Annotated in this window: 13 protein-coding genes and 1 tRNA gene; 9 read left to right on the forward strand and 5 right to left on the reverse strand. The window is 61.4% G+C overall.

Features of this window, described 5'->3' with window-relative positions; all coding sequences use genetic code 11:
• The first annotated feature begins 261 nt into the window (after positions 1-261).
• From rpoB to BMX92_RS00220, 6 genes are all read left to right on the forward strand, one after another.
• On the forward strand, positions 262-4422 hold the full coding sequence (gene rpoB / locus BMX92_RS00195) for a DNA-directed RNA polymerase subunit beta (RefSeq protein ID WP_093010302.1): 4161 nt from the start codon (positions 262-264) through the stop codon (positions 4420-4422).
• Between the two features lie 169 nt (positions 4423-4591).
• The gene (rpoC, locus tag BMX92_RS00200; RefSeq protein ID WP_093010304.1) at positions 4592-8878 is read left to right on the forward strand and encodes a DNA-directed RNA polymerase subunit beta'; all 4287 of its coding nucleotides are present in this window, start codon (positions 4592-4594) and stop codon (positions 8876-8878) included.
• A 222-nt stretch (positions 8879-9100) separates the two neighbouring features.
• Positions 9101-9174 (forward strand) — tRNA-Gln (locus BMX92_RS00205).
• 180 nt (positions 9175-9354) lie between these two features.
• A complete protein-coding gene (locus BMX92_RS00210) occupies positions 9355-10434 on the forward strand; it encodes a hypothetical protein (protein WP_093010306.1) in 1080 nt (359 codons plus the stop codon).
• A complete protein-coding gene (locus BMX92_RS00215) occupies positions 10434-10859 on the forward strand; it encodes a hypothetical protein (protein ID WP_093010308.1) in 426 nt (141 codons plus the stop codon). The genes BMX92_RS00210 and BMX92_RS00215 overlap by 1 nt, the downstream gene beginning before the upstream one ends.
• On the forward strand, positions 10849-11472 hold the full coding sequence (locus BMX92_RS00220) for a hypothetical protein (RefSeq protein WP_093010310.1): 624 nt from the start codon (positions 10849-10851) through the stop codon (positions 11470-11472). The genes BMX92_RS00215 and BMX92_RS00220 overlap by 11 nt, the downstream gene beginning before the upstream one ends.
• A gap of 307 nt (positions 11473-11779) precedes the next feature.
• Here the strand turns inward: BMX92_RS00220 and BMX92_RS00225 are convergent, their stop codons facing one another.
• The 5 genes from BMX92_RS00225 to BMX92_RS26770 all read right to left on the reverse strand — a co-directional run bounded on the left by BMX92_RS00225 (position 11780) and on the right by BMX92_RS26770 (position 19050).
• Positions 11780-12040 (reverse strand): hypothetical protein, encoded by a 261-nt coding sequence (locus BMX92_RS00225; protein WP_093010312.1) that lies wholly within the window; start codon positions 12038-12040, stop codon positions 11780-11782.
• Between the two features lie 245 nt (positions 12041-12285).
• Complete coding sequence (locus tag BMX92_RS00230; RefSeq protein ID WP_143066687.1) at positions 12286-17256, reverse strand: thermonuclease family protein; 4971 nt, start codon at positions 17254-17256, stop codon at positions 12286-12288.
• A gap of 92 nt (positions 17257-17348) precedes the next feature.
• Positions 17349-18467, reverse strand: coding sequence for a hypothetical protein (locus BMX92_RS00235; RefSeq protein WP_093010316.1), 1119 nt, complete (start codon positions 18465-18467; stop codon positions 17349-17351).
• On the reverse strand, positions 18464-18904 hold the full coding sequence (locus BMX92_RS00240; protein WP_093010318.1) for a hypothetical protein: 441 nt from the start codon (positions 18902-18904) through the stop codon (positions 18464-18466). Before BMX92_RS00240 ends, BMX92_RS00235 begins: the two co-directional genes overlap by 4 nt.
• Positions 18901-19050, reverse strand: coding sequence for a ribbon-helix-helix protein, CopG family (locus BMX92_RS26770; protein ID WP_177184884.1), 150 nt, complete (start codon positions 19048-19050; stop codon positions 18901-18903). The genes BMX92_RS00240 and BMX92_RS26770 overlap by 4 nt, the downstream gene beginning before the upstream one ends.
• Positions 19051-19298: 248 nt before the next feature.
• On the opposite strand from BMX92_RS26770, the gene BMX92_RS00245 reads away from it, so the two are divergent.
• The 3 genes from BMX92_RS00245 to BMX92_RS00255 all read left to right on the forward strand — a co-directional run bounded on the left by BMX92_RS00245 (position 19299) and on the right by BMX92_RS00255 (position 20513).
• On the forward strand, positions 19299-19484 hold the full coding sequence (locus BMX92_RS00245) for a hypothetical protein (protein ID WP_143066689.1): 186 nt from the start codon (positions 19299-19301) through the stop codon (positions 19482-19484).
• Positions 19485-19639: 155 nt separating this feature from the next.
• Positions 19640-20101: a hypothetical protein gene (locus tag BMX92_RS00250; protein WP_093010321.1), complete on the forward strand. Its 462-nt coding sequence runs from the start codon at positions 19640-19642 to the stop codon at positions 20099-20101.
• Between the two features lie 109 nt (positions 20102-20210).
• Positions 20211-20513 carry a hypothetical protein gene (locus tag BMX92_RS00255; RefSeq protein WP_093010323.1) on the forward strand — a complete coding sequence of 101 codons (303 nt, stop codon included), beginning with the start codon at positions 20211-20213 and terminating at the stop codon, positions 20511-20513.
• The last annotated feature ends 403 nt before the right edge of the window (positions 20514-20916 follow it).

The following is a 20916-nucleotide window of genomic DNA, read 5'->3' on the forward strand; positions in this document are numbered from 1 at the left end:
AATCCGGTTCGGACGGTGCATCCAGCGCCCCTGAACCGGCCCTGGATTTTCTGTCGGGTCCCGTACCGCATTGCGCACGGTTTCGGGTAGAATGGGCGGAAATCCTGGGATCACAAGACGCTGACAGTGCGGATCGGACAGTCCCGGCCCGCACTTTTTTGCGTGGCGACAAAAGGGCGAATCACCCCTTTTATCGATCACGCCAGGCTGAATTTTCGCCGGGATGCGAAAAAACGCGACGAATGAAGGCAAGGACAACGCATGGCGACCAAGGCTCTCCCAACGATCAACACCGGCGCTAAGAAGCGCATCCGCAAGGTGTTCGGCGACATCCACGAAGTGGTGCAGATGCCGAACCTGATCGAAGTACAAAGGGAGAGCTACGAACAGTTTCTGCGCTCCGACCCGTCGATCGGCTATGTATCCGGTCTAGAAAAGACCCTGCGCAGCGTCTTCCCGATCCGCGACTTCGCCGGCACCGCCGAAATGGACTTCGTCCATTATGAGCTGGAAGACCCGAAGTACGACGTGGAAGAATGCCGTCAGCGCGGCATCACCTATGCGGCGCCGATGCGCGTTACGCTGCGCCTGATCGTGTTCGAAGTCGACCAGGACACCGAAACCCGTTCGGTCCTGGATATCAAGGAGCAGGACGTGTACATGGGCGACATGCCGCTCATGACGTCGAACGGCACCTTCATCGTCAACGGCACCGAGCGCGTCATCGTGTCGCAGATGCACCGTTCGCCGGGCGTCCTGTTCGACCATGACCGTGGCAAGACCCACTCGTCGGGCAAGTACCTCTTCGCCGCGCGCGTCATTCCCTATCGCGGTTCGTGGCTGGATTTCGAATTCGACGCCAAGGACATCGTCAACGTCCGTATCGACCGCAAGCGCAAGCTGCCGGTCACGGCGCTGCTGTTCGCGCTGGGCCTGACCCCGGAAGAAATTCTGGGCGAATTCTATAACAAGGTCGTATTCGTCCGTGGCGAAGGCGGCTGGCAGATTCCCTACCTTGCCGAAGCATGGCGCGGCCTGAAGCCCGCCTTCGACATCGTCGACGCCAAGTCGGGCGAAGTCGTGTTCGCGGCCGGCCACAAGATTTCGCCCCGCGCCGCCAACAAGGCGGAGAAGGACGGCCTTGAAACGCTGCTGATCCCGACCGAGGAAGTCTATGGCCGCTACAGCGCCTTTGACCTGATCAACGAGTCGACCGGCGAAATCTACATCGAGGCGGGCGACGAAGTGTCGCCGGAGAACCTTGAAAAGCTGGACAAGGCGGGCATCGACCGTCTGGAACTGCTGGACATCGACCATGTCGGCACCGGCCCCTGGATCCGCAATACGCTCAAGGCCGACAAGGCAGAGGAACGCGATCAGGCGCTCAGCGACATCTATCGCGTCATGCGCCCCGGCGAACCGCCGACGAAGGAAACCGCCGAAGCGCTGTTCGCAGGCCTGTTCTTCGATCCGGAACGCTATGACCTGTCGGCCGTCGGCCGCGTCAAGATGAACATGCGTCTGGAACTGGACGCAGAGGACACCGTCACGACGCTGCGCGTCGAGGACATCCTGGCCGTGGTCAAGGAACTGGTGAACCTGAAGGACGGCAAGGGCGAAATCGACGATATCGACAACCTCGGTAACCGTCGTGTCCGTTCGGTCGGCGAATTGCTGGAAAACCAGTATCGCGTCGGCCTGCTGCGCATGGAACGCGCCGTCAAGGAACGCATGTCCTCCGTCGACGTGTCGACCGTGATGCCGAACGACCTGATCAACGCGAAGCCCGCCGTGGCCGCCGTGCGTGAATTCTTCGGCTCCTCGCAGCTGTCGCAGTTCATGGACCAGACCAACCCGCTGTCGGAAGTCACCCACAAGCGTCGCGTCTCGGCGCTCGGGCCGGGCGGTCTGACCCGCGAGCGCGCCGGCTTCGAAGTCCGCGACGTTCACCCGACCCATTATGGCCGTATCTGCCCGATCGAAACGCCCGAAGGCCCGAACATCGGTCTGATCAACAGCCTCGCGACCTTCAGCCGCGTCAACAAATATGGCTTCATCGAAACGCCGTACCGCAAGGTGATCGACACCAAGGTCACCAACGACGTCGTCTATCTGTCGGCGATGGAAGAGGCCAAGCACACGATCGCGCAGGCGAACGCTGAGCTGAACGCCGATGGCACGCTGGCCGAAGACCTGATCTCGGCGCGTGAAGCGGGCGAATTCCTGATGGCGCCCAAGGATCACATCACCCTGATGGACGTCAGCCCCAAGCAGCTGGTGTCGGTCGCGGCTTCGCTCATTCCCTTCCTGGAAAATGACGACGCCAACCGCGCGCTGATGGGATCGAACATGCAGCGTCAGGCGGTCCCGCTGGTCCGTGCCGAGGCGCCGTTCGTCGGCACCGGCATGGAAGGCACCGTGGCCCGTGACTCGGGCGCCGCCATCGCGGCGCGCCGTGCAGGCATCGTCGACCAGGTCGACGCGACCCGTATCGTGATCCGCGCCACCGGCGATATCGAACCCGGCCAGTCGGGCGTCGACATCTACACGCTCCAGAAGTTCCAGCGGTCTAACCAGGACACCTGCATCAACCAGCGTCCGCTGGTGAAGGTGGGCGAACTGATTTCCGCTGGCGAAGTCATCGCCGACGGCCCGTCGACCGAGTTTGGCGAGCTGGCGCTGGGCCGCAACGTGCTCGTCGCGTTCATGCCCTGGAACGGCTACAATTACGAAGACTCCATCCTGATCTCCGAGCGGATCGTGAAGGATGACGTCTTCACCTCGATCCATATCGAGGAGTTTGAAGTCATGGCCCGCGACACCAAGCTGGGGCCGGAAGACATCACCCGCGACATCCCGAACGTCGGTGAAGAAGCGCTGCGCAACCTCGACGAGGCGGGCATCGTCTATATCGGCGCGGAAGTGGAGCCGGGCGACATTCTGGTCGGCAAGATCACCCCCAAGGGTGAATCGCCGATGACCCCGGAAGAAAAGCTGCTCCGCGCGATCTTCGGTGAAAAGGCGAGCGACGTGCGCGACACGTCCCTGCGTCTGCCGCCGGGCGTTGCCGGTACGGTCGTGGAAGTCCGCGTGTTCAACCGTCACGGCATCGACAAGGACGAACGTGCCATGGCGATCGAGCGGGAGGAAATCGACCGTCTCGCCAAGGACCGTGAGGACGAACGCGGCATTCTGAACCGTGCGACCTTCAACCGTCTGTCGGAAATGCTGATCGGCCAGACCGCTTCGGCCGCGCCCAAGGGCGTGCGCAAGGGCGTGGTCATCGACGAGGCCCTGCTGGGTGAAGTCGAGCGTCATGAATGGTGGAAGTTCGCGGTCGAGGAGGATGTCCGTCAGACCGGTATCGAAGCCGTCAAGGCGCAGTATGACGAAGCCGTGAAGCTGATCGTCGAGAAGTTCGAGGATCGCGTCGACAAGCTTCAGCGCGGTGACGAACTGTCGCCGGGCGTGCTGAAGATGGTCAAGGTGTTCGTTGCGGTGAAGCGCAAGCTTCAGCCGGGCGACAAGATGGCCGGTCGTCACGGGAACAAGGGCATCATCAGCCGCATCCTGCCGTCTGAAGACATGCCCTTCCTGGAAGACGGCACCCCGGTCGACTTCGTGCTGAACCCGCTGGGCGTGCCTTCGCGCATGAACGTCGGCCAGATCTTCGAAACGCATCTGGGCTGGGCCGCGCGCGGCCTGGGCGCCCAGATCGGTGCGGCGCTGGACGACTGGCGTGAAGCCAATCCCAATCCCGAGGCCGGTTCGCCGCCCGAGGCGATCAAGGATCTGCTCAAGACGATCTATGGCGACAATTATGTCGAACAGATCGATCAGCGCAGCGCGGAAGAGATTGTCGAGCTGGCGCAGAATGTCCGTGGTGGCGTGCCGATGGCGACGCCGGTGTTCGACGGTGCCGTCGAAGCCGACGTGTCGGCCATGCTGAAGCTGGCGGGGCTGGATGAATCGGGTCAGGTGACCCTGTTCGACGGCCGCACCGGCGACAGCTTCGACCGCAAGGTGACTGTGGGCTACAAATATGTCCTGAAGCTGCATCACCTGGTCGACGACAAGATCCACGCACGTTCCATCGGCCCCTACTCGCTTGTTACCCAGCAGCCGCTGGGTGGTAAGGCGCAGTTCGGTGGCCAGCGCTTCGGTGAAATGGAAGTGTGGGCGCTCCAGGCCTATGGCGCTGCCTACACGCTCCAGGAAATGCTGACGGTGAAGTCGGACGATGTGATCGGCCGCACCAAGGTCTATGAGGCGATCGTCAAGGGTGACGACACGTTCGAGGCCGGCATTCCCGAAAGCTTCAACGTGCTGGTCAAGGAAATGCGCTCGCTGGGCCTCAACGTCGAACTCGCCACGATGGACGAGGTCGAGGACGACGACGGCTTCGCGGCGGCAGCGGAATAAGGAAGATCAGATGAAGCGCATGCGCCTCAATGAACCGTTCACACAGCCCCGTTGGGTTTGGCTGTCGCTGTGCTTTTCATTGATCGTGTCTGCGCTCATCAATCTTGCCAGATCAGTCGGTTAATACCCGACCCGCCCGCCCAGATTTACCCTCCAGAGGGATTGAAAAATGAACGAACTGACGAACTTCGCCAATCCGATCCAGAAGCCGGAAACCTTCGACCAGATCCAGATCGGTCTGGCATCGCCCGAGCGCATCCGCAGCTGGTCCTTCGGCGAGATCAAGAAGCCGGAAACCATCAACTATCGCACGTTCAAGCCCGAGCGTGACGGCCTGTTCTGCGCCCGCATCTTCGGTCCGATCAAGGACTATGAATGCCTGTGCGGCAAGTACAAGCGCATGAAGTATAAGGGCATCGTCTGCGAAAAGTGCGGCGTGGAAGTGACCGTTTCGAAGGTCCGCCGCGAACGCATGGGCCATATCGAACTGGCCGCGCCGGTTGCCCATATCTGGTTCCTGAAGTCGCTGCCGTCGCGCATCGGCCTGCTGCTCGACATGCAGTTGAAGCAGCTTGAGCGCGTTCTGTACTTCGAAAGCTATATCGTCATCGAGCCGGGCCTGACCCCGCTGGAGAAATATCAGCTTCTGACCGAAGACGAGCTGCTCGACGCGCAGGACGAATATGGCGAAGACGCCTTCTCGGCCGGCATCGGCGCGGAAGCGGTCAAGCAGATGCTGATGGATCTCGACCTGGTGGGCGAGAAGCAGGCGCTGCTGGACGAGCTGGCCGTCACCAAGTCGGAACTCAAGCCCAAGAAGATCATCAAGCGGCTGAAGGTCGTCGAAAGCTTCATCGATTCGGGCAACCGCCCCGAATGGATGATCCTGGACGTCGTTCCCGTGATCCCGCCGGAACTGCGCCCGCTGGTGCCGCTGGACGGCGGCCGCTTCGCGACGTCGGATCTGAACGACCTGTATCGCCGCGTCATCAACCGTAACAACCGCCTGAAGCGGCTGATGGAACTGCGCGCGCCGGACATCATCGTCCGCAACGAAAAGCGCATGTTGCAGGAAGCCGTCGACGCCCTGTTCGACAACGGCCGTCGTGGTCGCGTCATCACCGGCGCGAACAAGCGTCCTCTGAAGTCGCTGTCCGACATGCTCAAGGGCAAGCAGGGCCGCTTCCGTCAGAACCTGCTCGGCAAGCGCGTCGACTATTCGGGTCGTTCGGTCATCGTGACCGGTCCGGAACTCAAGCTGCATCAATGCGGCCTGCCCAAGAAGATGGCGCTCGAACTGTTCAAGCCCTTCATCTACGCGCGTCTGGACGCCAAGGGTCTGTCCATGACCCTGAAGCAGGCCAAGAAGTGGGTCGAAAAGGAACGCAAGGAAGTCTGGGACATCCTGGACGAAGTGATCCGTGAGCATCCGGTCATGCTGAACCGTGCGCCGACGCTTCACCGTCTGGGCATTCAGGCTTTCGAACCCGTGCTGATCGAAGGCAAGGCGATCCAGCTTCACCCGCTCGTCTGCTCGGCCTTCAACGCCGACTTCGACGGTGACCAGATGGCCGTCCACGTGCCGCTCTCGCTGGAAGCCCAGCTGGAAGCGCGCGTGCTGATGATGTCGACCAACAACATCCTGTCGCCCGCCAACGGCAAGCCGATCATCGTCCCCTCGCAGGACATGGTCCTGGGTATCTATTACCTGTCGATGGAGCGCGAAGGCGAGCCGGGCGACGGCATGCTGCTGTCGGACATGCAGGAGGTCCATCAGGCCCTCTATGCCAAGGCCGTCACCCTGCATTCGAAGATCATCAGCCGCGTGCCGCAGACCGACGAAAACGGCCAGCAGTATATGAAGCGCTTCGAAACGACGCCGGGTCGCATGCTGCTGGGCGAATGCCTGCCCAAGTCGCACAAGGTGCCCTTCGACGTCGTCAACCGCCTTCTGACCAAGAAGGAAATCGGTGACGTGATCGATCAGGTCTATCGTCACACCGGCCAGAAGGACACGGTGCTGTTCGCCGACGCGATCATGTCGCTGGGCTTCAAGCATGCGTTCCAGGCCGGCATCAGCTTCGGCAAGGACGACATGGTCATTCCTGACTCGAAGGAAGGCACCGTCGCCGAAACCAAGGCGCTGGTTGCCGATTACGAGCAGCAATATCAGGACGGCCTGATCACTCAGCAGGAAAAGTACAACAAGGTGATCGACGCCTGGAGCCGGTGCGGCGACGTGGTGGCGAACGCCATGATGGACGAAATCCGCGCCCAGCCCAAGGACCCGAAGACCGGCCGTCTGGCGCCGATCAACTCCATCTACATGATGGCGCATTCCGGTGCCCGTGGTTCGCAGGCCCAGATGAAGCAGTTGGCCGGCATGCGCGGCCTGATGGCCAAGCCTTCGGGCGAGATCATCGAAACGCCGATCATCTCGAACTTCAAGGAAGGTCTGACCGTCCTTGAATATTTCAACTCGACCCACGGCGCCCGTAAGGGCCTGGCCGACACCGCGCTCAAGACGGCGAACTCGGGTTACCTGACCCGCCGTCTGGTCGACGTGTCGCAGGACTGCACGATCGTCGAGGAAGATTGCGGCACCGAAAAGGCGCTGGAGATGAAGGCCATCGTTCAGGGTGGTTCGGTCATCGCCTCGCTGGGCGAGCGCATTCTGGGCCGCACCACGGCGCAGGATATCGTCGACACCAAGGACGGCACCGTCATCATCCCGATCGGCACCCTGCTGGACGAAGCCATGATCACCCAGATCGAGGCGATCGGCACGCAGGCCGTGAAGATCCGCAGCCCGCTGATCTGCGAAAGCCGGATGGGCGTTTGCGGCAAGTGCTACGGCCGTGACCTGGCCCGTGGTACGCCGGTGAACATCGGTGAAGCGGTCGGCGTCATCGCGGCACAGTCGATCGGTGAACCGGGCACGCAGCTGACCATGCGTACCTTCCACATCGGTGGCGCGGCGAACTTCAACGAAACGTCGAACCTGGAAGCCATGTCGGACGGCACGATCGAGCTGCGCGACATGCCGACCATCACCGACAAGAATGGCCGCCGCCTGTCGCTGGCCCGTAACGGTGAAGTCGCGATCATCGACAGCGAAGGTCGCGAACGCGAAACGCACCGCCTGCCTTACGGCGCCACCATCCTGTTTGCGGATGGCGATGCCGTGAAGAAGGGCGATCGCTTCGCCGAGTGGGACCCCTTCACCATGCCGGTGATCACGGAAAAGCCCGGTATCGTTAAGTATGTCGACCTGATCGACAACAAGACGCTGACCGAGCAGACCGACGAAGCCACCGGCATCGCCCAGCGCGTTGTTATCGAACATCGTGGTGCTGCCCGTACGAAGGAAGATCTTCGTCCGCGCCTGACCCTGATGGACGACAATAGCGGCGAAGCTGCCCGCTACATGCTGGCGGTGGGGGCCACCCTGTCGGTCGACGATGGTGCGCAGGTTCAGGCCGGTGACGTGCTGGCGCGTGTCAGCCGTGAAGCGGCCAAGACCCGCGACATCACCGGTGGTCTGCCGCGCGTCGCCGAACTGTTCGAAGCCCGCAAGCCCAAGGACAATGCGATCATTGCCAAGGTGTCGGGCCGCGTTCAGTTCCTCAAGGATTACAAGGCGAAGCGCAAGATCGCCATCAATCCCGAGGATGGCGGCGAACCGGTCGAATATCTGATCCCCAAGAGCAAGGTGATCGACGTTCAGGAAGGCGACTTCGTGAAGCGCGGCGATAACCTGATCGGTGGTTCGCCCGATCCGCATGACATTCTCGAAGTGCTGGGTATCGAGCCGCTGGCCGAATATCTGGTCGCCGAAATCCAGGAAGTCTATCGCTTGCAGGGCGTGAAGATCAACGACAAGCACATCGAAACGATCGTTCGTCAGATGTTGCAGAAGGTCGAGATCATCGAATCCGGCGACACCACTTTGCTGGTGGGCGAGCAGATCGACCGCGAGGAAATGGACGAGATCAACAGCAAGCTCCAGCCCGGCTTCCTGCCGGCCGCGGGCAAGCCGGTGCTGCTGGGCATCACCAAGGCCTCGCTCCAGACCCGTTCGTTCATCTCGGCGGCGTCCTTCCAGGAAACCACCCGCGTCCTCACGGAAGCGGCGGTTCAGGGCAAGAAGGACACGCTGGTCGGTCTGAAGGAAAACGTCATCGTCGGCCGTCTGATCCCGGCAGGCACGGGTGCAGGCATGAACCGCCTGCGCGTCGCTGCCTCGTCGCGTGACGCCGCGCTGCGGGCCGCCCTGCGCGCTTCCAGCCAGGTCGACCTGATCGCGCCGAAGTCGGCGGCTGCGGAACGGGCTGCCGAACTGGCGCAGGGTCCGGAAGCGGCGATCGGCAACGATCCGCTGGGCGCCATCGAAGGGGAAACCCATGGCAGCGATGCGGATGCAGGCGATTACCTGCTGAAGAGCGACGGCGAATAAGCCCCTTTAAAGCGCGGGAGCCGCTTCCTATTTAGGGAGTGGCTCCCATGCCCGTCGCGCCATAAAGCGCTGACGATATGCCCGCCGGATGCGTTTCGCGCCCGGCGGGCTTTCTTTTGCGCGGGCTGGAAAGAAGCCGTCGAAAAATGTCAGAAAGGCGGTTGACGCGCGGAACGTACCCGCCTATCTGCGGCGTCCCAGGCGCGATACGCGTTGGATCGATGCCCGATCCTCTAATGGTAAGAGAGCGGACTCTGACTCCGTCAATCAAGGTTCGAGTCCTTGTCGGGCATCCAAATTCTCCCACTTAAATAGCTGATTTTGCTACCTTATTCCAAGGCTGGCATTTAACGTTCCCTCATTCGCTCCCTCATCTGTTTCAGATTGCGGGCGATTGGTGGCGAATGTCGGCGAACTGGGACTCGACCTGAGCCCCGTGTCATCGCATGATGTGAAAATATTCAGGGGGACAATCCATGGCTATTACCGACGTCGCTTCATCTCTCAAAGCGCGCGTGCCGTGGGAAGTAGCTCAGAAGATTCTGGAGGGTAATAATTTCCCGCGAGGAATGGGCTGGGAGCGAACGTTAGAGAAGCTGGCTGAGAGTGATGATCTGCCAGAAACTGGCGAAGGCGACCTCACGGATGCAATGCGGGAGCATATCCTTGCCGGCGAAAAGCTAACCAGGTTTTATAAGGTATCGCCTGAAGACGCCGCAGCCCTTCGATCATCCGCTGCGGGACTCACGATCGCCGCCACGAACAAATTTGCTGCGGCTTATCCATTAAACATTTCAGATACCGAAATTGCAGGATCTGGCATTACCAAGCCGGTCCTGGCAGCCGTCGAGATCCGCGATGATGGAACAGCTCTAGTTTTCGCATCCATACGCGCACAAGAGGTTCGTGAGCCTGTTGATGTATCAGGCGATATGAAAGATGCGCTGGCGGCCTACGAAGAGGTTGTAGGCATCAGGCATATTAAGCGTCAGGCCATGGATGTGGTATGGATCCCCGCTGAAGGCGGCACGATTGATGTCCGTATCGATTTCCCGCGCGGCATGTTGATTGAACAGGGGGTTTTCGCGCACGATCAACTGCGCGAACAGCTATCTTTGCTCATTGGGCAAGACCATCTCGCAGCCCCGGTTAATCTCTTCCCTGTCGTAGATAAACTCTATCGGAATCCGACCGATGGAATAGTGGTCGAGCTTGCATTTGGCACTTCAACCGCTTCTTTGAAGCATGAGAAGATGCGGCGGACAGCTATATGCCTGCGGACCGAGACATACCATATGGGTGGAACCGCTGCTCTCACTGTTCCCATTGAACCCTATCGCATCAGTGTGCAGTGGGACTGCGAACATGGTGGAGTGAGTTCGCGTCCGGAGTTGAGTTTGCAAGGGCAATTCCGCATGACGCATTTAGTCGATTCACCGTTGAATGAAGCCGTGATTAGGAAGTGCCTCGATACGGACGATTATAACTTCGTGCGCGCGCGGGTGGAATCCTATATGGATGAGGAAGAGGCTCAAGGATCTGCCCCGGCGGCGTAATGAGTGAAATCGAAGACATTAAACAAACGATAGAAGCAAGCTGGCCCGCCCTTCCCGGTGCGGAGCTTTCTATTCGTTTGCTCGATTTTGTCGTTCACCTGCCAGAGCCAGAAACGCGCCTGCTTACCATGCCAATGCTGGCCAAGGGCATTGGCCTAAAAGGCATCGACGATAATCTGCTGACCGCCATCACCATCCTGATCAGTTCCCGGCTTGAGCTTTTGCAAGCCAGAGCGATGTTTATAGAAGATGATGACAGTGAGCACGATTTCGGACCGGCAGATTTAGCCGAGGCCCGGCGCGAGGGCGCCCTCACCCACCCAGAAACCGGTGAAGCAATCCAAGACTTTGAGGACCGACTATACCCGTTCTTTGTTCCGACAGACCGTTTGAAAGCAATCATGCAGAGTGAGCATGGAGCTTAGTTTCACCCTCCGCGATCTCGAAATGATGACGCGAAATAACGAGCCGGATCAGATCCGCGTGGGGATGTGGTTCGCCACCACTCATGACGAACGCCGCAAGCTGGTCGAGCGTGCGATTGACTGGGTATCGTTGGAATTCACGAGGACGCGGCAAGATCGCCAGGATCGGACGGAAGATGCCCTTACCGGTGATGTCGTAACGGCTCTCAAAGCCATGGGCTTCCAGGCCAATCACGACACCAAGATTGGTGGGCACTGTGACCTCATCATCGAAGCAGCGGGCAACTTCATGTGGCTGGGCGAGGCAAAGATCCATGGGGCATACGACTGGCTGGTAAGCGGTTTTCAGCAACTCGATACACGGTATGCAATGGCTCTCCCCGGACAGGATCACGGCGGGATGATCATCTTTTGCTACAATAAGAACACCAAGGCGCTGATGGATGAGTGGTGCAACAGGCTGCGCGCCGCACGTGCAGACGTAGAAGGCGGGTTCGATGAGGAGGCTCCTTTAGTCCTTCGAACGCGCCATATTCACCAAGCCACCGGCCTGCCCTTTAATGTAAGACACACTCCAATATCATTGAATTTCGAGCCAGCAGATAAACGCTGACGGGGCATTGCCTCCGCTCAATAGATCATGAGCAACCACAGCTTATGGCAGTGACAAACGCGGGGAGAGTAGTAGGCACTAAGGGCGCGATGCGCCTCTACGCCGCCTCCTGACCATCTTCACCTGCTGCTCGGCTTATTCGGCAATTCCCGAAAAACACTGCCAGAGGGTGACGAAACCCCATATCCCAGCACGCGACATGGCCGAACGCCCGGAAATCTTGCGGTAGTTGACCGGCGCGGAAAAAGGTTGGGATCGCCAACATTAATGGGTGAAGGAGGTCGGGATATGTCGCTTTGCGGGGGCCTCAGTGCGCTGTCACCGGATTGACGAACAGCAGCGCGCATCGTCGTTCGGTGCGAGCGCTGATCACTGCGCGAGCCGTCAACTGGCCGGCGATGATCGTCACCGGTTCATGCAGCGCCGGGATGCCCTTGCCTGAGAATACCACGCCATACTCAGTGACTTTGTGGACCGTGATCGGGCTGACAACAGGCCCATGCTGCACCTCAGCGTAAAGCGCTTGGGGATTGATTTGAAACTGTGACAGGATGAACGCCGCGTCCACATTCGCCTCCGCTGGATGAGCTGTCACAAAGCGCGCGGGCTGCTGAACCCGTGCTGCATAGTCATGGTTAACCGCGCAATAGGGATCTTTATGACCTGCCCCTGATCGAGGTTAGGCACTTCCGTCTTGCGCGCCAAGCCGCCCTGTGGCCTCATGCTCAGGCAAGCCCACCTCCCATGGACTTGCCCTTTCGATACGGTCCCGCCTCATCCCCTCCCAGAGGCGGGGCTTTCGATTCCAGGCTGTTACTGCACTGGCGTCCCCGGCCAAGCATCAGCGCCCGTCCGATTTGGCGACCGAGAGAACTTACCAAACATCCCGATCTTGGTCTGCTTGCGCGCCTTGGTCGCGAGCGACCGGATCTCATCCTGCCTGTCGTCAAGCGGCATCGCCAACCAGTCAGGCGATGCCAGCAAATCCGCCACGCCGTTATAGGTTAGGGCGCCCGCCTCTTCGCGAAACCGCCCATAGTCAGCCGATGACATGCCGTCACGGCGGAAGTCTGGAACGGTCAAATCCTGATCGAGGAGCGCGTTATTCACCGAATCGTTTCGCCGCGTCGAAAGCCAGATAGGAGAAACGATATCCGGGCCTATGCCGCCCTCACTTGTGACCGGTTGCCCCCACACGTCGCGCCGCTCAGGCAAGGACTGCGAAAGGCCAGGCACACGACGACGCACCGCGTCTAGGACCGTGTCCGCTTCCCGAAGGGTCGGATCAATCGTGCGCGCGACCTGCGCAACCCCGGCCGGCACCGCCAGCGATCCCGCCGTGCGTTTCATCCAGCCTTTCGCATAACGGGCCGGGTCATTCACCGCGTCAACCAGATCGCCCATTCCCGATAGCCATGTCTTGGACGAGAGATTCTGCATGACCGAAGCCGTCACCAGCAGGGCGACATCCTCTTTCTGCTTGTCGGTCATATGGTCCTGCAACTCGACCATGCCCGCAGCCACGCCGAGGGTTGAAGCGAAGGGGTCAAGCCGCTGATAGCTGACATACTGGTCCCCGATCTTGATCGAATAGGGTTGCCACCCGTCTGCCAGCAGGAGATTGCGCGCCTTCTCGTCAGCGGGTCCGTTGCCGGTAATCATGCCCTGCGAGGCCATTTCCGCCACCAGCGCGCCAACGCCACTCCCAACAAGCGCGCGAGACAGCGCAAGGTCGCGCTTGGCACCGCCGGCCCGGAAATCCTTACGCCATTCTCGCAATAATGGCGCGGCCGGAGAGCGCTCCAGCGAGAATTTCAGCAGGTTGGTCGGCGTCCGAACGAACGGCAGCACCACCTTCATGACCGGGCTGGAATTGCTGAGCATCGTCGCGGCGGTGCCGACCTTGCCAAGCGGACGCTGGAACGTCAGATAGCGCCCATAGTCAAACGCCTGATCCAGCATTTCATCGGAAGGATTGGCGACCAACTCAGCCGCCCGACGCTTCCCTTCCTCGCCGCGCAGCCCCTCGGCAGCGGCCTTGCGGACGGCGAGGCCGTTCAACTCCATGCGCCGCGCCATGCCTTTGAACAGCTCGTCAGCCGATGACAAAAGGCGCGTGGGCGTGCGAATAATCTTGCCCTTCACTCCGCTGATCGCGTCCCGATGCACCGTGTCGATCTTGTTGGCGAAATCCGACCCTTCGCCAGTCCGCAAGGTGCGCGCCGCCTGCCGCAGGCCGTCCTTCACCCCTTGCAGCAACCCCACAGATCGCGCGCCCAATTCGGTGAACAGTACCCGATCGGACACCCTGCCACGCGCGGCCAGGTTGCGGACGCCGCCCATCCCAGCCGCGATGGCGTGTTCCGGGATTTGCGCCAGTGCCGTCATCGTGTTCGACACAGCATTGACCACATGCGTTTGCGGCCCAGACAGGAGCGAGTTGATCCACAACTCCTTGAACTTGTCGCCCCATCCCGGCTTGAGCGCATCGCGCGCGGCACGGTTGATCGATCCGGGATCAATTGCATTACCCTCAAGGATCAGGTCCGCCGCCTCTCTAAGGCCAGTCCTCCCGCCTCCCCCTTCAGAGAGAGCATTGAGGACATTCCCGCGCACGTTGCGACTGTCAGCCATCATGCGGAACTGCGCCAGCGCGCGGCCCGCTTCTGCCGTCGCCCCCGAAATCTGCTCCTGAATCGCGACATGGCGGACAAGCGCCCGCCGAAAGGCCGCTAGCACCTCTTCGCCGGGATCATCCAAACGCTGGATGCGACGCGCCATGTTGACCAGCTCATTTGCCGACTTGGCGAGGATTTGACGAGCAGCCAGCGCCTCTTCCGCATTGAACGCCTGCCCCTTGCGGCGGGATAGAAGCTGGTCCGGCGTCATCCCCAATTCGTTGGCGAGACTTTGCGTTTCAGCCTGGGTGATGCGCCCACGCCGAGCTGCATCGAACCCGCTGGTAACGGCCTCCGTCTGGGCCAATGCGCGTTGGATCGACTGCGGGCTGTCTAGATTGGCGAGACGGATATTTCCCGCGAAGTCCGGCGCCTGCTCGCCCCATTCCTCATAGGCCGAAGCGGGCGGCTGGTTAGCCTCCAGATCATCCATGCTGACCGGCTGGCCGCGATCTTCTGCCAGCGGCGCGCCCTGTTCCCGCGCCCGCTCGACCGCAAGACGCTGGTCGCGAGCCGCATTGAACGCCTCGACTTCCGCCAGATCGTCGGGACGGAACGACCGGTTGAGGCCCCGGTTCGTGTTGTCGATCGCGTCCAGAAATTCGGAAATGGTCGGACGCTCAGGATGATCGGGGAAATAGCCGGCGCGCCACGCCGCATCGGCCGCTTCATCCAGCGCCATGCCCTTCTCGTTATCGACCAGTCGGCCAAAGCGCTGCTCGCCGCGCGCAAAGTCGAGATCGCGACCGGCATTGTCACGGATGCCCAGCGCGCGCAGTTCGCCGCCCTGATCGACCATGCCGCCACGGCTGCGCAGGAAGGTGATGAGGTCGGCGGGACCACGCTTGACGACCTCGCGCGCGGGATCATCGCCACGCGGCAACACGCGGCGCTCCAGCGCGGCGGCCTCGTTGGGAGCCTGCACAGGCGGGTAGAGGCCAGCAGCGATCCGGGCCGCCTCGTCCTGACTGGCGACGACATTGGAGGGGATCGGCATCACGTCACCCGGATTGACCCGCTCCATCTGGGCCATGCGCTCCATGTCGCTGGCCGGATCGAGCAACGGGCGGGCGCGGTTGTTGACATCGATGCGATCGACGGTGCGCGGCGAAGTGATGGAGGGCAGCGGTTCCGCCCCCTCATTCGCCATGGCGGCAGGCCGACGCCACACGGTTCCGCCATCCTCCATCGGCTTGGCGGTCCAGCCCTGACTTTCCAGATCGCCCAGGATCATATTCAGACGCGAGCGCTCAGTTTCCGGCATCGCCGTCAGGGCATCACCCTTGATCCTGAAACCCTTGAGCGCGCCTTGCATCGTCTCTTGCGTGACATTGTTGGTCGAATATTCGCCCATGCCGTTGCGCCAGACCATCGCCATATTCGGCTTGTTGAATTGCGGGCGGCCGACGAATGGCGCGGCGTCAAATTCGAACAGGATGCCCTTGTTGGCACCCTGACCGGTCGCCAGTTCCGGCGTGTCGGCGAACATCAGATTGTCCGTACCGCCCTCATTCCGCCAGCGTGGCGCAAAGCGAGACGGGAAAGGAAGCTGGCCGAAGCCGTCGCTGTTGAAACCCATTTCGCGCCAGATCGTGGGCGTCCAGTCGGTCAGTGGGGCGCGATCATAGCGGGGTGCCACTTCCCGCCCCGCATAATGCGGAAGCGTTCCGGTTTCGAGCGGGTCAGAGGGCCGCGCCTGCGGTTGCGGCGCTGTGCGCTGCATGGCGACGTTGGAACCCTCATTACTGGTGAAGGGGACATCATCAGAAACAGAGCGCGGGCTGGACGGGGCCACGCCATCCATTACTTCGCGGCCACGGACACGGCGCAGAGCCGACCGCGCCAACGGGCCAAGTTCCTGCGCCAATGCGCCGGTGCCATAGCCCAGCGCGCTACCGGTGACCGCACCAATACCAGCGCCGGGAAGGCGATCGACAAAATCACCCTCCCCCTGCCCGAAGCCAGCCAGCCCACCATATGCAGCTCCGGCCACAGAGAGGCGCTGACGCACAGCCGCCTTCGCCGCCGCTTCCGCCGCAAACCGGGTGCCACCGTTGCGCAGGACTTGGCGAGCAGCCGCCAGCCCTACGCCCTCGACCGTCCCGCCAGGCAGGACGATGCCGCTCGCGAACTGGCCGCCCATGCGGGCATAGGGATGGTTCGCCTCGTCAAAGGCAAGGATGCTGCGATTCTGATCGAGGTTGTTGTAGAGGATATCCCCGAACCTTCGGCCACTGTCCCAGACGTTTTCTCGGCCTTCGGTGCCGCCCAGCGTATCGACCACCGCGCCCATTTCATCGAGCATGTTGATCGGATCGGACAGGCCGCGAATGGCCGAACCCGTCGCCCCATCGCCTCGATCGGTCAGGAGGCGCGGTGGATCGGTATATCGGATGGTCGGATCAGCGCCGCGCTTGGCCCGCTCGCCATAGGATTTGCGCACCGTATCCGGGTCGATGATGAAGCCGTTCGTCTTGGCATAGGCCAGCAGATCGTCAGGCGAGGATTTCGGGTCGGTCCAAATTCGCTGATAGCCCTCCGCGACTTCCGGCCGCAGCCCTTGGAATGGGGTCGGCTCATCATGGAAGACCGCGATGCTGCCCGGCTGCGGCGCATCGATCCATTCGGGTTTGGCCCACGGATCGGGCGCCCCCTTGCGAAAGTCGGACGGGTTCTGGAACTGCCCGGCATAAGCGCCGCGTCGGTTGAGCCGGGCGATCCGCTCAGCCTCCATATAGGGCGTCAGGCGAGAATCGCCGCGCAGATATTCGGGCGCAGCCACACCCATCCCTTGATTGAGCAGCCCCAGCCCGGCATCGCGCCCGCCCTGTTCCAGCGACACGACGGGACGGCCATAGGTCTGCGATCCTGTCGGCGTCGCAATGCTGTCAGGCCGCAGATAGGGAACCAGCGCGTCGCGCGATTGCTGGCCCAGCGGAACGAGATGGCCGTTCTCCATTGCCTGCTGCTTCAGCTCGAAAGCATCGACGCCATAGAGCCGCCCGTTCTGCCCGGTGTTGAGGCGGAAAGTGTCCCCGTCATGCGCCTCTCCTGTGACCGTCAGAGGCGTTGCAGGCGTTTGCCTGTTCGCGTTCCGGAATGCCATGCCAGCGCGGGGCTTTGCCGGCTCTGGAGTGCCGGGCCACTGGTCGGCCGCAATCTCATCTGCCGGTGATCCCGGCCACTGCTCTCCCGCCATTAGCGCACCATCACCCTTCCATCAGGAGTGCGATACCGCGTACCCTTCGCCAGCTGGGCAGCATCAGCGGGTGTCTTTACGGTAGGGATGCTGCCAGCGCCGCCAGCGGCTCCACCGGCACCGCCTGAACGGTTGCCGCGCCCGTACATCGATATGACCTGCTGTTCGCCCGGCGTGAGCGCCTGCCCCGCCGCCAGCTTCGCGAGGATAGGAGCATAGACATTGCCGGTCGTGCGCGGCGGGCGACCGCCGCCGTTGCCGCCCGATCCGCCGCCAGCGGCAGGCCGGGGGTGCAGGTTCGCATAGGTGGGCATCTGGCGCAGAGCCGCGCGGTTGCCTTGTCTGACACCCTCCAGATCCACCCGGTTGCCTTGGCGCACCCCTTCCAGCGCGACACGGCCAGCCTGCGCAGTAGGCCCGTTGGACCGGAGGACGAAATCCTGCATCGCCTCGTCATATTCGTCGCTGCCCGGCTCCAGCCCAAGAAGGTCCGCATACTCCTGAAAGTCGGTCGCCCCGTCATAGACAACCTGCGATTGCCCCGTAGCGGGATCGAAACGCACCCGATCGCGACCCGACATGAAATAGTCGGGCTGGTTCCGCTTCCAGTCTCGATCTTCTACGGCCCATTCGCGATCCTGCCGACGCAGCGCATCTTGCCGATCCCATTCCGTCTGTTGCTGACGCTGGCGCATCTTCATGGGTCCATACACAGGCTGACCGCCAGCGGCCCCCGCCAAGGCGTCACCCAGAATCCCCACCACGTCACGGAAGCCGCCGCCGCTTTCGAAGAACCCCGGCTTCTTCGGTTGCACCCCCGGCAGTGGGGACAAAGCCTGAGAATCAAGCCCAGATGGTGCCAGAGGAGTATCGAGCGACATAAGGGATGCGGGCGCACCGGTTCCAGCACGACCACCGCCCCGAAATGCCATGCGCGAAGGTCCGCCAGCCGACGCATCCACCGGCTGGCCGGCGGGCGCGTTGTCGAACGCCGCGGGGCCGGTATCGAAAGCCATCCCCCGCAGGAGATCGTCGCCAATGCCGGGCGTGCCATAATAAGGCGGCATATCGAACAGCCCCGCGTTACGGCCACCACTGGCGAAAGCCATCGCCATCATGCAATCTCCTTGGCTTGCTGAAAGATATGGGGGGCAAAGCGCTCTGCCATTTCGTTGATGGCGGTCGCGGCTGCTTCATTGCCATGCGCGGCAAGGCTATTGAGGATGGCAATGGATTCCGCGAGGAGAGCATTGCCCCATTCGGCGCGCGGATCGCGGCGATCATAGCCCCAATACTCCGCAAGCGAGACGAGTACCGCCGCGAGCATCACAGCGTCATCATCATGTCCGTGACTGGCGGCAAGGCGCGCCCAGAACATCGCTTCCGCCGCATGCCCCTGCCCCATGGCATGATCATTGCGCGCGTTGGCGGCGTACATGTCCTGCAATGCCAGAGAACGCCCCGCGCGCTGCGCCTCAAGATCGCCAGCGCCGGCCGCCTTGATGATAGACGAGAGATCGCCAAGCGCGCCGTTCGCATCGCACCCTTCCATCATGCGACCTCCCGCACTTCCTTGCGCAGCGCGTGCCGCATCAGTTCGGACAGGCTCATGCCCTCGCGCCGGGCTTTAAGTGCGGCCTGCGCGACTAGGGCGTCATTCGCCCGAAACTTCACCCACGAATTATGGACCTGACCTTGCATGACCGCCTCCATTCAACGGGTATCTGAATACCACATATGGGGTCGGTCAACAAGCAGACCGAGGGCGATGACTGCTGGCGAAATTCGCGCTCAGAGGGCCTTTTGGCCCTATTGTCCCTATTGTCCCACGGGTCATGTCGCGCTCAGGGTGATCCGGCGGAAGAAGAAGCCGCGACGATTTGACGTAACGCTCTTCCGTACGACCTTTTGGGTCGATATTCTTAGCCTGCTTCAACAGGGAGATGACCATGACCGATCAGTCGATATTCGCGACCAAAGAGCAGCTTTTCAAACATGTCGTAGATCTCGTCGTCCAAGACGGCCCTGCCCAAGCGCTCGGCCTTCACTGCCAAGTGGTCCGCGAGGCTGATGGTAAAATGACTGTGACGTTCCACGGGAAGGCCGACTACCTGAAGGCCGCTGCGCCTGGGTGACACGCATCACCACGCATCCGGCGCGCGACAAAGCATTTCCCACGCTGCGACGGGCTTTTCCTCCAACGGAGGTAAAATGATAACGCCCGGCAAGCCCTTTACCGAACGCTAAGCTCGGCCGCCTAACATGCCCACGAATAACTACGGAGGGTAGAATGCTGGCGGTGATGTTGGCGCTGACGCTGGCCTGCGGGGGCGGCGGAACTGCGGTGAAGCCGGATGCGCGGACAGTCCAGGGGAGCAGCGATATCAGCGGCTCCTACGACTATGGCCGTGGGCAATTCGATGGCACCGCCACGCACAGCGGCACAATCATGGGAACGCGCCAGCAGGGCTATGCCGATCAGGTGGATATCGAACTGACCGACGCCGGGGGCCGCATAAGACTGCCCCGCGTGACGCTCCCGGTCCTGCGCGGGGGTGAAGATGGCTGGTTCGTGCTGAAGGATTTGCAGATCACCGACCGTTCCATTGACGCGAAGGCTGGCGTGAACCTTATCAACAATCCCCGCATCCACATCGACCGCGTGACCGGCACGATTGCCATTACCGGAAAGGGCGGGGATTATAGCGGGCGCTGCCAAAAGGTTGATGTGAGCCAGCAGGCGCAGTTCTGAAGGCGCATCGCGCTGGATATCGGGGCGAGCCGTCATACGTGTGAGCCAGCGCAGGGCGGCGCCTTGCCACGAAATGGAAGGCGTGAGACATCAATGGCGGAGGTGGGACATGAGCAGAGGTAAGACCGGCGCACGCGCCGGGGATCTGATTGAGCGGTGGAAAAGGGGCGCGGCTTTGCTGCTGTTTTTCATACTGATCGGGGCCTCGGCTCTCGTAGCCGCCGGCATTCCAATGATGCTGATTGCGGAAGTTACTGGCGATACTCGATGGTCCTCGATCGCCAATATATCCACAGTTGCCGCGATTGCCATATTCCCATGGATAGCAACCTCCAGCGGGACGGTAGGGGCATTTCAGGCATTATTTCAGACGCAAAGCGATGCCAATCGGGATCGCGCCGCCCGCCGTTAGGATTTCGGAGGCGGGTTCAGCACGGCGTCAACTAGGCCGCCAACTTTAGCCAGAAAAGCGCGATCCGCTGGCGGCAACGAAGCGGGGTAATTGGCGGCGTCCGCACTGCGGGGAAGCTGGTTTATCCAGTTCGAGGGGCGCTGACGGCAGGTCGCTAATACCTCCGCCCACGGCTGATATTGGCTCTCCCAGCCTTCACCCCATTCAGCGATCATACCCTCATGGAGCATCTGCGCTGCGCGTCGAATGTCGGCTGGCGTTACGCACTCTTCAAAACGCTGCTGTTTCCGCTGACGAAAGCGGGCCTGCTTCTCTGCATTGGATAGGGCCATACCCTGCAGATAGCGGAAAGTGCGACTAAAGGCAACATGGTTACGTAACCCTGTTGACATAGTTAATGCGG

The organism is Sphingobium sp. YR768 (assembly GCF_900111125.1).
Taxonomy (GTDB): domain Bacteria; phylum Pseudomonadota; class Alphaproteobacteria; order Sphingomonadales; family Sphingomonadaceae; genus Sphingobium.